Origin of the sequence: Chitinophaga sp. (genome assembly GCF_036566945.1) — a bacterium.
Lineage (GTDB): Bacteria > Bacteroidota > Bacteroidia > Chitinophagales > Chitinophagaceae > Chitinophaga.
In genome coordinates, this window is the sequence record NZ_DATCVJ010000280.1 from 1 (window position 1) to 15,563 (window position 15,563).

The window sequence follows — 15,563 nt, forward strand, 5'->3', positions numbered from 1 at the left end:
GGTAGCTACCGGTTTGAGGCAGATATTTCCAACATTGACAACACGCTCGAAAACACTTATCTTGCCGTGGCTTCCGGCAATCAACTGCCAGACATCAACCAGATAGCGAGTGCTTTGGGCTCCGCAAAAATTGTGAACAATGATAATAAATATGCCTCTGCCGGATTTAGTCTTGCCGCTCCTGCTACCATTACCGTAGGATTTGTAGGTACCTATATTTCTCCCGCAGAACAAACTATCCGTGTAAATAAAGTATTACTGATCAAAGACAAATAAAGACAAATGTTAAAGAAACAACTGCTGATAGCCGCACTGCTATTCAGTCCACTCTTGTCCCTGCAAGCCCAGGAAGTAAAAAAATTAGGCACGGAAACCGCGCAACAAAAAGAACAACGCATGGCCTGGTGGACACATGACCGCTTCGGCATGTTCATTCACTGGGGCCTGTATGCCTTGCCCGCCAGGCACGAATGGGTGAAACACAACGAACGACTCACCAACGAACAATATCAAAACTATTTTGACTTATTTAACCCCAATCAGTTTGATCCGAAATCCTGGGCCAAACAGGCCAAAGCCGCTGGTATGAAGTACGCCGTACTGACGACCAAACACCATGAAGGCTTTTGTCTGTTTGATTCCAGGTATACCGATTACAAAGCTCCCAATACCCCGGCTAAGCGCGACCTGGTAAAGGAATTTGTAGATGCTTTCCGGGCAGAAGGTATTAAAGTAGGGTTTTACTATTCGCTGATCGACTGGCACCATCCTGACTTTACCATTGATGTGATGCATCCGCAACGCCCGGAAAATGGGTCCGACAGCACCTATGCACGGTTGAATAAAGGTAAAGACATGAACAAGTACCGCCAGTATATGCGCAACCAGATCACAGAACTATTAACCCGCTACGGTAAAATAGATATCCTGTGGCTGGACTTCTCCTATCCCGGCAAAAATGGTAAAGGCAAAGACGACTGGGATGCCGTGGGACTGCTGAAAATGATCCGCAAACTACAACCCTCTATTATCGTAGATAACCGCCTGAACCTCGATGAATATGAAGATGGCGCCGACTTCCTGACACCTGAACAGGTGAAAGTAGACGAGCTGGCAAAATTCCGTGGCAAAACATGGGAAACCTGTCAGACGTTTTCCGGCTCCTGGGGATATTACCGCGATGAAAACACCTGGAAAAGTACCCACGAATTACTGCAACTGCTGATAGGCTCCGTTAGCAAAGGCGGTAACCTGATCCTCAACGTAGGCCCCACCGCCCGCGGTGTATTCGACTACCGCGCACAAAGCGCATTGGGTAATATCGGCGACTGGATGAAAGGCAACAGCGAATCTATTTATGGCTGTACCTATGCACCCGAATCGTTCCAGGTGCCGCAAAATACCATGCTGACCTATAATCCCACTACCAAAAGATTGTATGTACACCTGCTGGATTACAGTACCCGCGTGGTACTCCCCGGCTACAAAGGCAAAGTAAAATATGCACAGTTCCTGCACGATAACTCCGAAGTGAAGTTTTCCGCAGACGGAGATAACAGCCTGGCTTTATCTCTCCCGGAAAAAAAACCTGCCATGGAAATACCGGTGGTGGAAATAGTACTTAAATAGCTATTAGCTTTTAGCTGTTAGCTTTTAGATTACAGCGGATAAATTATAGCGGAAAGCCTTTAGCGGATATTTATACGCTAAAGGCTTTCCGCTATAATCTAAAAGCTAACAGCTAAAAGCTAACAGCTAATTTATTCAACCTTTCCGGCTCCCCGTTGTTTACCTGTTTAAACCTCCGCCACCATGAAAGCAGCACCAGGTATACAGGTAAAAGTCACCGAAAACGGTCCTTATGAAGTTACCGGCAATGTGCCGTTACGGATAGAAACCATTGGTACCAATATCCACAAAGAATCGGTGAAATGGGTACCTGGCAAAACCTTCACACCCACAGAACAACCCTTTTATCTTTGCAGGTGTGGCCACTCCAAACACAAACCCTTTTGTGATAATACCCATTTAAAGATCAAGTTTGAAGGCACGGAAACCGCGGGGCATACCGCCTATGTGGAAGATGCCGAATTGGTAGAAGGTCCTACCATGCTGCTCACAGATGTACAGCACCTCTGCGCCTTTGCCCGTTTCTGCGATCCTAACGGGCAGGTATGGAGTATGGTCAATGATACAGACGATCCAAAAGTGAAAGCAGCCTTTATTAAACAGGTAGGAGAATGTCCTTCCGGCCGTTTGGTAGCCTGGGATAGGGCCACACAAACACCTATAGAGCCTGAACTGACACCTGCCATCGGCATCATTGAAGATCCGGCTAAAGATATCAGCGGTCCGCTATGGCTGCAGGGTGGCATTGAAGTAACAGACGCCGATGGAAAACCATATGAAATACGTAACCGCGTAACCCTTTGTCGTTGCGGCGCCTCTGCCAATAAGCCTTTTTGCGATGGCTCACATGCTTCTATGGGATTTAAAGATGGCATTGGGTGAAGAATTACGAATTACGAATTACGAATTACGAATTTACCGGGGAGATTATCGCGAATACCCTTCTCGTTTACTATCTTCACACAAATCCGTAATTCGTAATTCGTAATTCGTAATTTCTATCAGTTCCATGATGAAAAATTTCATTTTCACCTCCTGCATCGCAGCCACTATGCTTTGCGGTGCTGCCAACGTAAACGCACAAACGCGCAGTTTATTCAATTTCAAGGACCTTAGCGGCTGGCATATAGATGTACCTGCCATGGATAAAGACAAAAACGTTAGCAGTCCTTTCCTGGTGCGCAATGGCGTAGTGGTAAGTCTGGCTAACCCACAGGGACACCTCATCACCGATGCCAGCTATGAAAACTACCGCCTGGAAGTACAGTACCGCTTCCCTGCCAAACCAGGCAACTGCGGCGTACTGGTATTTGCTTCTACACCCCGCGTACTCTATGGCATGTTTCCAAAATCAATAGAAGTACAGCTGCAAAATCAGGATGCCGGCGACTTCTGGTGTATTGGAGAAGACATTACCGTTCCTGATATGGAAAAACGCCGCGGTCCAAAAAGCGAATGGGGCGCAGTAGATGGTAAAAAACGTCGTATCCTGAACCTCACCGATGGTTCAGAAAAACCACTGGGCGAATGGAATACCATGATCATAGAATGTGTGGGCAATGCCATTAAAGTATGGGTAAACGGCGACCTCGTTAACTATGGCACCCAGGCCACCGCCAGCAAAGGACAGATTGCCCTGCAGGCCGAAGGCTCAGAAGTGGAATTCCGCAAGGTAGACCTCACGCCTATTAAAAAGTTTTCTGAAAAAGGACATTGATATGAAAACACCGGAGGCCTGCCAAAACATGCAGGATATACGTACCGAAATAGATGCTATAGACCAGGAAGTAATACAGTTGCTGGGTAAACGTTTTGCCTATGTAAAAGCAGCCGCCGCATTTAAAACAAGTGCTGCTGCCGTACAGGCGCCGGAACGGTTTAAGGCCATGTTACAACAAAGAAGAGAATGGGCTACTGCTGCAGGATTAAACGCAGATGCCATTGAAAAAATGTACAGTGACCTGGTTAAACATTTTATAGAAGAAGAAATGAAACATTGGCGGGCTACAACATAGCCCGTCATTTTTGCGCTTGTCTTTCTGCCTTTTCTTTTTCTTTCTGTGCTTTTCGCTCCCGCTTGGCCTGTTTTCTGAAATAACCCCGGAACAGGAAATTATTTCTCACTGCCAGCATATTGGTATCCAGCTTTTCCGTGCTGGTTTCGAGGTTATAAATAGTGGCCCTAAAAGCATCCGCCAGCAACGTATCCTGTAGTAACATGCCCACAGGCGCATTTGGATTAGACATATCTGCTTTTAATCCTGTACTGGTGGCTTGTAAATCCAGTACGGTTTTGTTGGCATTATCGGCTACCTCATTCATCTGTGTTACTGCCGCACGTAGTTTTGAAAACACCATCGTATCTGTTACCAGATCATTAGAGAGTACGCCCTTTGTTTGCAACCTGGACGCATATAACGACAAGGCGCTGGTCAACCGGCGGGTATTGATCACCGCATCGTTTAAACCTGCCATCGTGGAATTCAGATTTTTATATACTGAATCATCGGTGAGCAATCTACCCAGCGTACCTTTTCCATCTACGATTCCCCTGGTAATGACTTTGAGGTTGTCCGTAATTTCCACGAGGCTTTTATTATTTACCTGCAGGGTGTTCATAATTTCTTCTGTGCTCAACCCGCTACCCACGGTGAGCTGGTCGCCATCTTCAATCACCGGTACATTTGGTGAGCCACCGGACAGCATCACAATCTTATTACCCATCAGGCCTTCGGAACTGATGCGGGCCTCCACATCTTTATGAATAAACTCCTGCGAGCTCTGATCAATATTCATCACTACCAGGATTTCATTGGTTCGCACAAAACTGATTTTCTTCACCGTTCCTATTTTCACACCGGAATACAGGATATTCCGTCCTACCGCCAGGCCGTTCACATCTTTAAAAATCGCTTTTACCTGTACGGATTTATTAAATAATTTTTGTTGCTTGCCAAGCATCATGATGGCCGTCACAAAAATCACCAACCCCAGTACGACAAAAATGCCGACAATGACTCCGCGTTTTTTTCCTGCTTCCATAGCTTATTGTATAAAATTATAGTCGTAAAAACTTTTGATCAATCCATCCTTTTCATCGAATACTTCTGTAAATGTTCCCTCCCGTATAAACTTACCTTCATCCATCACGGCTACCCGGTCGCCGACTTCTTTCGCACAGGTGAGGTCATGGGTAATGATAATGGAACTGGTATTGAACCGCTCCTTCACCGCATTGATCAGCTTATTCAGTTCCATGCTGGTAATAGGATCCAAACCGGCGGTGGGTTCATCATACAACATAATTTCCGGTCGCAGGATCAGGGTTCGTCCAATGCCAATTCTTTTCTTTTGTCCGCCGGACAATTCAGAGGGTAGCTGGTTAATCGTATCCGGCAGCCCGATGGCATCCAGTACAATGTCTACCGTTTTCCGGATCTGGTCTTTGCTGATTTGGCGGTTATTCCGTTTCAATGGAAACGCCAGATTCTCTCCCACCGTCATACTATCATACAGCGCGCTGCTTTGAAAAGAGAAACCTACTTTCAGTCGCAGTGCGCGCAGGTCTACGTCGTTCAGCTGATCTACTTCTGCCCCCAATACATTTACCGAGCCGGCATCTGGTTTTAATAACCCGATGATAATTTTTATCAGTACAGATTTACCGGTACCGGAACGACCCAGAACCACCACGTTCTCCCCTTTGTGCAGGTCCAGGTTGATGCCTTGCAATACATGCTTTTCTCCAAATGATTTGTAGAGGTCACGTATTTTGATCACCGTGTCATTCATGTCAATATGATGGCCGTTTTCTTTCATATGCTAGCGGATAGAATTAAAGACGTGAACGATAATTACTTCTTCAATAAAAATCAGGAACATGGATACGATCACGGACACATTCGCCGCTTTACCTACCCCCATGGTTCCCTGTGAAGCATTCCAGCCCTGGTAGCAGCTCACAATACCGATGGTAAAACCATACAGGATCGCTTTTGTCAATGCGGTGGTATAATCCAGGAAAGTGATTTGGGCGAAGGCATTATCGAAAAAGGATACGAGGCTGGTTTGTTCATGGGCATGTACATCAAAATAAGATCCCAAACAGCCGATCAGCGCATTGTAGAACATGAGCAATGGTAAACATATGGTCATGGCCGTTACCCGGGTAACAATGAGGTAGCGGAAAGGATTGATGGCCGATACTTCCATAGCATCAATCTGCTCGGTTACTTTCATGGAGCCCAGTTCAGCGCCTATACTCGATCCTACCTTACCGGCGCAGATCAGGGCGGCAATGAGCGGAGCCAGCGCCCTCACAACAGCAATGGCCACCAGGGAGGGTAGCCATGCGGTAACACCAAATTCTGATAAAGTAGGGCGCGACTGTTCGGTAAACACCACGCCGGTGATAAACCCTGTTACCGTAACAAGGGCCAATGATTTATATCCGACCTGGTAACACTGCCGCACAAACTCTCCCCATTCAATAGGCGGCCGGAAAGCCTCTCTAAAGAAACGGGCTATGAAGACGGCTATATCATAGAATTGGATAAAGAATCCGTCAATTTTGGCGGTAATGACCGGCTTGTCCTGTTTTCCGTTGGTAGAATTCATCTGTATGTAAATGCTTACCCACTTATTACAATTCTATGCCGCTTTTGTTAACCACCGGACTTAATATGTCAGCCCCCGCTAGTAAAGCGGATTTTTTGCCAGTGGTGCCCCCATGGCCTGACATTCGGTGATTTTGCTGTCATCAAAGCTGAGGATGTCTGTTCCCACTATGATAAAATAGTTCCCCAAAAGCGGAAAGCAAAAGGCGGAAAGCAAAAAGCTATTGAAGCGAATGATCACCCGCTTCAATAGCTTTTTGCTTTCTGCTTTCTGCTCTACAGCTTCATAGCGATACCACCAAAATAGTTTCTGCCGGGGGCCGGATTATAATAGCGGCTGCCTACCGCATTCAGATCATTGCCCAGGCTATATTGTACGTTGAGCAGGTTGTCGGCTCCGGCACGTACTACCAAAACATAGCGGGTATGCAGCGGGAGTTTCCAGCTTACATTGGCCTGCAGCAGGTGATAACTGCCGGCATATACGCTGTTGGCGTCGTCCAGCGGAAGATTGCTGGTGAACGTATGTTGGGTATATAGGGAGATATTTTCCGGCAGCTGCCACAAGAGGCTGCTCACGAGTACATGTTGAGGTACGCCAGTGAGGCGGTTGCCCGAGTAATTTTTGGTGCCACTGATATAATCGACAAATTTAAAATCGCTGAAGGTATACCCTTCCTGCCATTTAATGCCTCTCAATACGCCCTGTGCGCGAGGCTTCATGATCCACCACATGCCCTGTAATTCAATGCCTTTCTGATGCACGCCACCTGCATTCACAAAATAATCGTTGCCATTGGCATCCTGTCGTTTCACGATCGCATTTTGCATGCGGTAATAAAAGAAGGCGGCATCCAGCATAGCCCTTCCCTTGCGGGTGGCTGCGCGCAGGCCGGCTTCGTAGTTCCAGCCGGTTTCCGGCTGCAAGGCGGTATTGATAACATTGTTGGATGCACGAACTTCTGCGGTAGCGGGTGGAGAGTATCCGCGACTTACGGTTAAGCGTCCGGTTACCAATGGGGTAAACAGGTATGACATAGATACCCGCGGCATCAGCTGCGGTGTAAATTTCACCTGCGTATGACCGTTGCTGTTATAGCTGTATCCATAATAATTTAAACTGGCTGCTGCCTCGAGGGTGAAGTTGTTGACCGTAGCATGGAAGCGGCTAAAGAAAAAGTATTGCCGGGCATTCAGCTTATCTGCCGCCATGACCGTATCTCTTTTTCCGCCGCGGTTGCCATAATTCACCACATCCGTAGTGGTTTGCTGCCATTCTACCCCATTGAGCCATTTCCATTGGAGTATGCTATGTTGCTGCGGATTATTCACCCACTGCAGATAGGTGCGGAAGCCGGCGGTATTTTCATCTCTTGCTTCGTAGTTGGTGAGAAACGGATTTTCGAAATGGGTATTGGCGCCAAATACGGAAATCACGTGTTGGAGTCGTGGTGTGAATTGTGCTTCATGAACCAGTCCTCCCTGAAAAGTACGGTTATAGATGCCTGCCTTTAATGCGATGGGGCCGGCGTTAGCAGCAGTAGCGGGTCTGGCGGCGCGGGGATTGGCTTTGCTCTCTGCCAGGGTAAGTCCGCCTGGTGTGAGGTAAGACAAATCCGAATAAAAGGCCAGCAGCTTCAGGGCATACCCGGGTTTGTACTCCCAGCGTTGGGTGGTTTGGGTATACGATCTTTTCATGGCGGTATTCTGGCGGTAGCCATCTGCCCGTTGGTATCCCTGGAATACCTGTAGCTGATAGTTCTTCCATTGTTGTTGCCAGCCGATGCTGCCGTGAAAAAGTCCGTAGCTGCCGCCCTGCAGATTTACCTGCAGGTGATGCGTATCATTGGGTGGTGGCGCCAGGGCCAGGCGCATTACGCCGCCGGAGTTGGCGCCAAACAGGCTGCCATCAGGGCCTTTCAGCACTTCCGCGCTGGTCACCGCATCGGGATCTACCAGGTTGAGATAGGTATTACCCCCTGCGTCGGTCAGTGGGATATCATCTGCGTAAATTTTAATATTGCGGATACCAAAAGGAGAACGGAGTAAACTACCCCTAATGGATAAACGATAACTGCCGGGAGATCTTTCTTCCATTCGTATACCCGGTACCGTATTAAAGGCAGGCAACAGGGAACTGCCCTGCTGTAGCTGCATATCAGCGGGCGACAGCACACTCACGGTCGTGGGTACACGTTGCAGCGAGGCTTTTGAAAAATAGGATTGAATCACTACTTCCGGTAATTGCTGCAGCGTATCCTGCTGTGCCTGCAACCCCTTGGTTATAAATAAAAGGATCGATAAAACGCCTGCCGGTAAAATTCTCGTTCGCATGTCTGTATAAGTTCTTGTACCGCTGTGCTGCGGCCAGCTTTCAACAGGGCTTAAGATAGAAATATTTCTGCGAATTGTTCCGGTATTTGTGCGGAGCGCACTATACGCTGGTTTTGGTGGTAATTCTTACCTGGTGGGTATTAAATACCTGGGAAAAAGGAGGAACACTTTTAGTAATAAACACGCTGCCGCCAATGATACTCCCCTTTCCAATAGTGGTATTACCACCAAGGATAGTGCTGCGGGCATAAATAATCACATTGTCTTCCACCGTGGGATGTCTTTTTACATCAGATAAATCTTTGGTTACATGCAGCGCTCCCAGGGTAACACCCTGATAAATGACCACATTGGCACCAATAATGAATGTTTTTCAGGCTGGAAATAAAAAATGACCGCGTTTATGAATGCTTTATTTTCGCGGTATATTATTGGGAATCATGAAAAATCTGCTTTCATTTATCGGTGGCCTGCTATGCACCGTGGCCACATTCGCACAGGATAGTACTTTCCGGATTCACACCACTCACCTGACCGGCAACGTATATGCGATGGTATCTTATGGTGAATATAAAGGCCAACCTGTTCCGGCCAACGGATTATATGTGGTGACCGGCAAAGGCATCATATTAATCAATACACCCTGGAGCGAGGACCAGACCCGGCAACTGGTGGATACCCTGGAAAAACGCTATCACCAGAAAATCACGCATTGCATTGTTACGCATTTTCACGCCGACTGCACCGCAGGATTGGATGTACTGAAAAGTATGAAGGTGAAAACGTATAGCACGCAGCAAACATTAGACCTATGCAAAGCCAAAGGCGAAAAAGAAGCGCAGTATGTTTTCCGCAAGGACACCACTTTTAAAATAAACGGCGTAGCCTTACAAACTTATTACCCGGGGGAAGGACATACCAAAGATAATATCGTGATCTGGCTGCCGCAATCAAAAGTATTGTATGGCGGTTGTTTTGTAAAAAGTATGGAAGCCACTAATCTCGGCTATACCGGCGACGGCAACATTAAAGCATGGCCGGCATCTCTGAAAAATTTAAGAAACAAATTTCCGCATCCGGTGTACTTAATTCCGGGCCATGATAGCTGGAAAGGCGGTATGGAACAGGTGGAGCATTCGTTGCAATTGTTGAAGTAAACTTATTTTCTGGTTGTGGTAATATCAATGGTCTGCACTTTCCTTCTGAACGGCTGCCTGGCAACATCTCACCATGGGCATTAATGCAAGCGGACGATCGTGCTGTCCTGTACGCCGTTATTTTCAAACCACACCATGACCTTGCCTCGTTTTATCTTTTTTATAAAGCCGGAGAAGTTAGCGCGGGAAGCAGCAGCATCGCCGCCGATGGTTTTATCGGGTAAGCCAAAAAGTTCGTACTCACTTCCGGTTTGCGGCAAATCAGGAAGCTGCCAGTCCCAGATCTGGAAACGGTACAACACTTCCCAGCGATGATGCCGATAAGTGATGAGGGTGCAATGATTCAGACTGGACCAGTCGGCCAGGTCTACTACATAAGACAATTCATCTGTACCATCTCCATTTAAGTCGCCCTCATTTTTCAGCCATGATAATCCAAACAATAATCCATTACCAATATGCAGGGTATCTATCTTACTACTACTGCTACTCACAAAAGAAAAAGGAAACTGCTGGTCGTTTAGGCGTACCAGTAGTTCATAGTCCAGGTCCTTATAATATTTGTTGGTTTCGAGATTATCGATGCTGCTGAAGAAATGTTCAGTCAGTGTATCGGCGCGGCCGTCTCCGTCAAAGTCGCCATGTACCACCAAACGCGACCCCATGACGGGCGTCAGGCAGGAGTCCGGCGTGCCTACTGCCGGCCAGGGCGTCCATTTTGTTATCAGTGCTGCCAAAGAAGAAGTCGTATTCCATTTATCAGTATCGGAAGTTTCTGCGGACAAAGATTCGTCAACCGCACTGTCGGCTTCTTCGCCCACTGGTGCATCCAATTTTAAGGTCATGATGGCCGGAAGAATATTTCCGGGTGCGACGGTAGTCGCCGGGTGATGAACCGGCTCACTGCCGGGACCATCTGATGGCGTATTTGCCGGTCCGGCTGTTGGCTCATCGGGCGGCGCACTTACCTGCCCATTGTTCTGCCCATTCGTTTGCCCACCTGATTGAACAGGCTCTTTACAGGCAAATACCAGGGAGAATGTTGTTAACAGTATAGAGAAAATACATTTCATGCGAGTCACTGATGGGTTAAAGGTACTTGTTGCCGACAGGTAATTCAATAGCACTTTACTGCCATCCTGATCTTCCGGCGGTCCGATTAATATCACCGTCTTACGCTTCATTTTTTTTGAATTCCTTTGTTTCTTTGAATAAAAAACGCAACTTTGTTGCAAATATGAAAAGCAGCAGGAAAGAAATATATAAGCATCTCCAACAGGTAGTTTCGCTCCTGTTGTTATTGCTGTTGCTTTCCAGCTCCCTGCTCCCCGCTTTTCACCATCATGAAAAAACGGTGCGGACAGCGCCATCTGATGATCGTGATGCACTGCATGTAACAGAAAGTAAATGTCTGCTTTGCGGGTACTATGCCCACCACATGGGTAGGGACATGTACTTACCTGATCCGCCCGCGCTGACAGTACCACTGCCCTCACCTATTGCCTTAAGTATCCCGGTAGCTGCCCGCATCTATCCATGCACACTTTCCGGTTTCTCCAACAAAGGTCCCCCGTTATTTACAGACTACTGAACTGTAGCAGCATATAAACCTATTACGTAGCATTTTATTTATCCATCATTTGGTGGGCATAGCAGGCATTCCCCTGTGTGCCCGCACATGCACGCCTGTTGCGCCAACAGGCCCCTTTCTCATGCGGAAAAATTACTTATTCCTTTTTTGCCTGCTTTGCCTTTGCAATGCATACGGGCAGCAATACCAGTTATCCGGAAAAGCGTGGAACAGCCATCAGCAGCCGCTGGCAGGCGTCAACGTGATACTGTCAGATTCCACACTTCTGAGTCATACAGATCGCGAAGGCCGGTTTTTGTTCACCGGATTGCGGCCCGGGAAATATACCATCATGGCTACTGCTATCGGCTATCACAAAGCAACAATGGAGTTGCGCGTAACCGATGCCGATGTGTTTGTGAATATACAGTTGCATCCCTTGCAGCAGCAGCTGGAGGAAGTGGTGATATCAGATCACCATGTCCTCCAACGCAAACAAACAACGTCGTTAAACATAGCAATAGTCAACGCCGACTTTATTCAGCGCCACCTGGGGGGCAGTCTGATGAAAACACTGGAACGCCTGCCCGGCATCAAAACCATTGGCATCGGCTCCGGACAATCCAAGCCACTGATCCGTGGCCTCGGCTTTAACCGGGTAGTAGTAGTGGATAAGGGCGTAAAACATGAAGGGCAGCAATGGGGTGCAGATCACGGATTGGAGTTAGATCAGTTTGCAGCAGGTGAAGTAGCATTGATCAAAGGAGCCGCCTCCTTTATGTATGGCTCAGATGCTATTGGTGGCGCCATTGAGGTGAAGCCACCACCGCCACCACCGACCCATTCATTTGGCGGATCGGTAGATCTGATTGGCAAATCCAACAATCAATTGTATGGCACCTCGGTTAATTTGTTTGGTCGCCGGCAACATTGGTTCTTTGATACCCGCATCACCTACCAGGATTACGGCGACTACCGCGTGCCCACAGATACCGTGTTTGTGTACGACTACGCCGTGCAGCTGCATCAGCACCACCTGCGCAATACCGCCGGACGTGAAACAGGACTGCACCTCCATACAGGATACATCAGTGAACATTTCCGCTCCGTGTTTTACGCAAGCAATACCTACAGTAAAAGCGGCTTCTTCGCCAATGCGCATGGACTCGAACCACGGCAGGTAAATACCCAATGGCATGATGCGTCCAGTCGTGATATACTACTCCCTTCACAGGAGGTGAATCATTTTAAACTGATCAACCAAAGCTCCTGGCAATGGGCCTCCCATCAGCTGGAAATGGAACTAGGCTACCAGCATAACTTCAGACAGGAGTTTAGTCAATATGTCAATCACGGTTATATGCCGCCGGTTTATCCGGATACCATGGGCATCTCCGCTAATCTGGAAAGACAATTTGATAAACATGTTTTCTCTGCTAATGTCCGCGACAACTTTGTGATCGGCAAACATCATTTGACCACCGGCGTAAACGGAGAACACCAACAGAATGCTATTGATGGATGGACATTCCTGGTCCCTGCATTTAAACAAACCACCGCCGGCGTTTTCGTGTATGATCAATACCGGTTAAATGAACAGCTGCTCCTGCATGGCGCACTAAGATTTGACTATGCACAACTGCGCCTGTTCCAGTACAGCGACTGGTTCCCTTCCGGCACTTCTCCCAATTCGGAAAAACTCACAAGGGCAGATCACCTGCGCAGGTCCTTCCATAGCTGGGTATGGTCTGTAGGACTTAACTACAACCGGGAGTCCTTCAGTGTTAAAGCCAATATCGGCAAAAGCTTTCGCATGCCTATCGCCAAAGAGCTGGGCGCCAATGGTGTGAACTACCATTACTTTAGTTACGAACGTGGCAATGCTGCACTGTCGCCGGAGCAATCTTATCAGGCCGACTTAAGTCTTAGCTGGACTGATCATCGATGGTTTCTTCAATTGAGCCCCTTTTTCAATTACTTCAGCAACTACATCTATCTCAATCCCACTGCCAGTCACGATTATTATTACGGCGCCGGCAACCAGGTATTCCAATATGCCCAGAGCCGGGTAATGCGCTATGGCGGAGAAATACAATTGAAATATAGATTACTGAAAACACTCAGCACAGAACTGTTGGGCGAGTACCTGTATGCCCGGCAATTGTCGGGAGAGAAGAAAGGATATACCCTGCCGTTTTCTCCACCTGCCTCGGCATTGGTGAACCTCACCTGGACACCGGCGCTGGGCGGCGTTCTGAGGGGCACCTACCTTTCTGCCGACTACCGCATCACCGCACAACAGTCGAACATTGTGCCGCCCGAAAAGAAAACACCCGGATACCAGGTAGTGAACCTGCAGGCAGGAACGAAAGTAAACCTGTGGCAACAGCCACTCACCCTCAGTGTACAGGTACAAAATCTATTCAACACCGCATACCTGAACCACACCAGTTTTTACAGGCTGATAGCATTACCCGAAGCCGGGAGAAATATAGTGCTGTCGGTAAAAATCCCTTTTCTGGTTTCATCAAAAGCGACGGACAGCAAATCATAGTCACCCAATACCCGTATCACATCTTTAAAAAACATAAAAACAACAAACATGGAACAACACCAACAACTACCTACACCGGCGCAGTACGGCCGGAAATTCAGTAAGATGGCTTTAAAAGGACTCGCTGCATTACTCCTGCTGGCCACCACCTTCACCGCCTGTAAGAAAGAAGATGCCCCTGCTCAGGCGCCACCAACACCTACGGCCACGAATATTGAAATTGGCTCCGGAAACAATAAACAGGCATTGATCGGAAGGGATTTTCACTTTAATGCAGATGTGCTGGCCGCGGAAAAAATTAAAGCCGTACAGCTCACCATTACCCAGAAGGCCGGTGAAACATATGCCGCCTACTGGAAATTGGTACTCGACTGGCCGGAGTACAACGGCGTTAAAAACACAAACGTACATAAGCATTTCACTATTCCAGCAGAAGCCCCCGAAGGCAAGTACGACTTTACTTTCACCGTACAGGATGAAAATGGCACCCGGCTGGATATCAAAGAAACGCTGACCATCAACGACCCGGCCAAGATGCCGGTCGATCCCAAAATTGGGCGCGATATGATTTCCCGCAACGACTCCCTCATTTATTATATGGACACCTGGGTAGAGAAAGAGCTGATTTTCAAAAAAGGAGATACACTGACCGCCCATGCACAGGTGTCAGGGATTAAAGGAGATGGCGTCCTTTATACAGTACTGATCAAAAAGAAGTTCAACTACTATCCCGAAAGCATTGATCATCTTGACTTCAGCAAAGTAATCGTGATTTCAAAAGTGGAACACAAGGATTTACCGGCAGCCTCCAAAATCAGTACGCTGAAACAAATCGATGGTAAATGGGGCGGGGAACAAATCATCGTAGGCGCCGACAAAGATGGTAATGAACCCGCCGCCAATCCAATAGCCGGGGAAAAAGCCTGGGAATCCGGATCGTACAACCTGGTGATTCTCTATAAAAATACTACGCATAACCTGAACGCATATAAGTCGTTCCCGATTAGCATCAACTACAACAACTAAGCGTATGAAGAAGATTATTTCATGCGTGCTGCTGCTCGCGACCATATTACTGCTGAGCAATTGTAGTAAGGATAAGGATACTCCCATAGACACCACCTATCCGGAGATCAATATCACTACGCCGGACGCTTTTCCAAAACAATGCAGTATCCTCAAACGAGGCGAAAAAATTGTTTTTCGCGCCATGCTGAGTGATAATGCCCAGCTGGGGTCTGTGAGCCTGGATATTCACCATAACTTCGATCATCATACCCACAGCACCGAAGTGGAAAGCTGCGGACTGGATCCGAAAAAGAGCCCGGTAACACCTTTCCTGTTTATACAATCGTTTCCCATTCCCGCTGGTCTGAAAACGTATCAGCCGGCGATTGATATAACGGTGCCTGCGAATGTGGACCCGGGTGATTATCATTTTATGATCCGGTTGACAGACAAGGAAGGCTGGCAAACGATCAAAGGACTTAGTATTAAAATCATCTAGGTTCATCTATGGAGAATGTATCAAAAGCAAGGCGCAGCCATTTTCGGCTACCGGAGGAAGATAAGTTTCGGTTACCTGGTGCGCCCACTTTTGGTACATTCTTTTTTATCACCCTTGCAAGCTTCCGTGCGGCCAGTGAGCCGTAAATACCTGCCATTGAACTGTAAGCCCATCAGGAAATAAAGCATTACCTACC

At 47.6% G+C, this 15,563-nt stretch carries 16 protein-coding genes; 10 read left to right on the forward strand and 6 right to left on the reverse strand.

The features are described 5' to 3' along the window. The 5 genes from VIP81_RS08205 to VIP81_RS08225 form a co-directional block, all read left to right on the forward strand. On the forward strand, positions 1-276 hold a 276-nt coding region (locus tag VIP81_RS08205; RefSeq protein WP_331958265.1), incomplete at its 5' end, for a DUF5013 domain-containing protein. Between the two features lie 6 nt (positions 277-282). Then, positions 283-1,629 carry an alpha-L-fucosidase gene (locus VIP81_RS08210; protein ID WP_331958267.1) on the forward strand — a complete coding sequence of 449 codons (1,347 nt, stop codon included), beginning with the start codon at positions 283-285 and terminating at the stop codon, positions 1,627-1,629. Between the two features lie 183 nt (positions 1,630-1,812). Beyond that, a complete protein-coding gene (locus tag VIP81_RS08215; RefSeq protein ID WP_331958269.1) occupies positions 1,813-2,511 on the forward strand; it encodes a CDGSH iron-sulfur domain-containing protein in 699 nt (232 codons plus the stop codon). Positions 2,512-2,641: 130 nt separating this feature from the next. After that, complete coding sequence (locus VIP81_RS08220; RefSeq protein ID WP_331958271.1) at positions 2,642-3,346, forward strand: DUF1080 domain-containing protein; 705 nt, start codon at positions 2,642-2,644, stop codon at positions 3,344-3,346. Position 3,347: 1 nt separating this feature from the next. After that, positions 3,348-3,644, forward strand: coding sequence for an isochorismate lyase (locus tag VIP81_RS08225; protein WP_331958273.1), 297 nt, complete (start codon positions 3,348-3,350; stop codon positions 3,642-3,644). A gap of 4 nt (positions 3,645-3,648) precedes the next feature. Here VIP81_RS08225 and VIP81_RS08230 read toward each other — a convergent pair whose 3' ends face one another. The 5 genes from VIP81_RS08230 to VIP81_RS08250 all read right to left on the reverse strand — a co-directional run bounded on the left by VIP81_RS08230 (position 3,649) and on the right by VIP81_RS08250 (position 8,928). Then, positions 3,649-4,671, reverse strand: coding sequence for an MlaD family protein (locus VIP81_RS08230; protein ID WP_331958275.1), 1,023 nt, complete (start codon positions 4,669-4,671; stop codon positions 3,649-3,651). A gap of 3 nt (positions 4,672-4,674) precedes the next feature. Continuing rightward, positions 4,675-5,448, reverse strand: a complete 774-nt coding sequence (locus tag VIP81_RS08235) for an ABC transporter ATP-binding protein (RefSeq protein ID WP_331958277.1) — start codon at positions 5,446-5,448, stop codon at positions 4,675-4,677. Positions 5,449-5,451: 3 nt separating this feature from the next. Beyond that, the gene (locus VIP81_RS08240; protein ID WP_331958279.1) at positions 5,452-6,246 is read right to left on the reverse strand and encodes an ABC transporter permease; all 795 of its coding nucleotides are present in this window, start codon (positions 6,244-6,246) and stop codon (positions 5,452-5,454) included. A gap of 275 nt (positions 6,247-6,521) precedes the next feature. Further along, positions 6,522-8,579, reverse strand: a complete 2,058-nt coding sequence (locus VIP81_RS08245; protein WP_331958281.1) for a TonB-dependent receptor — start codon at positions 8,577-8,579, stop codon at positions 6,522-6,524. A gap of 100 nt (positions 8,580-8,679) precedes the next feature. Then, positions 8,680-8,928 carry a hypothetical protein gene (locus VIP81_RS08250; RefSeq protein WP_331958283.1) on the reverse strand — a complete coding sequence of 83 codons (249 nt, stop codon included), beginning with the start codon at positions 8,926-8,928 and terminating at the stop codon, positions 8,680-8,682. A 91-nt stretch (positions 8,929-9,019) separates the two neighbouring features. Between VIP81_RS08250 and bla the strand changes: the two genes are divergently transcribed. After that, positions 9,020-9,736 carry a subclass B1 metallo-beta-lactamase gene (gene bla, locus VIP81_RS08255; protein WP_331958285.1) on the forward strand — a complete coding sequence of 239 codons (717 nt, stop codon included), beginning with the start codon at positions 9,020-9,022 and terminating at the stop codon, positions 9,734-9,736. 80 nt (positions 9,737-9,816) lie between these two features. Here the strand turns inward: bla and VIP81_RS08260 are convergent, their stop codons facing one another. Continuing rightward, positions 9,817-10,920, reverse strand: coding sequence for a hypothetical protein (locus VIP81_RS08260; protein ID WP_331958287.1), 1,104 nt, complete (start codon positions 10,918-10,920; stop codon positions 9,817-9,819). A 53-nt stretch (positions 10,921-10,973) separates the two neighbouring features. On the opposite strand from VIP81_RS08260, the gene VIP81_RS08265 reads away from it, so the two are divergent. The 4 genes from VIP81_RS08265 to VIP81_RS08280 all read left to right on the forward strand — a co-directional run bounded on the left by VIP81_RS08265 (position 10,974) and on the right by VIP81_RS08280 (position 15,367). Beyond that, the gene (locus tag VIP81_RS08265) at positions 10,974-11,327 is read left to right on the forward strand and encodes a hypothetical protein (protein ID WP_331958292.1); all 354 of its coding nucleotides are present in this window, start codon (positions 10,974-10,976) and stop codon (positions 11,325-11,327) included. 121 nt (positions 11,328-11,448) lie between these two features. Then, positions 11,449-13,860 carry a TonB-dependent receptor gene (locus tag VIP81_RS08270; protein WP_331958295.1) on the forward strand — a complete coding sequence of 804 codons (2,412 nt, stop codon included), beginning with the start codon at positions 11,449-11,451 and terminating at the stop codon, positions 13,858-13,860. Positions 13,861-13,908: 48 nt separating this feature from the next. Further along, positions 13,909-14,886, forward strand: a complete 978-nt coding sequence (locus VIP81_RS08275) for a DUF4625 domain-containing protein (protein WP_331958297.1) — start codon at positions 13,909-13,911, stop codon at positions 14,884-14,886. A gap of 4 nt (positions 14,887-14,890) precedes the next feature. Next, positions 14,891-15,367, forward strand: a complete 477-nt coding sequence (locus VIP81_RS08280; RefSeq protein WP_331958299.1) for a DUF4625 domain-containing protein — start codon at positions 14,891-14,893, stop codon at positions 15,365-15,367. Positions 15,368-15,563: the final 196 nt, after the last annotated feature.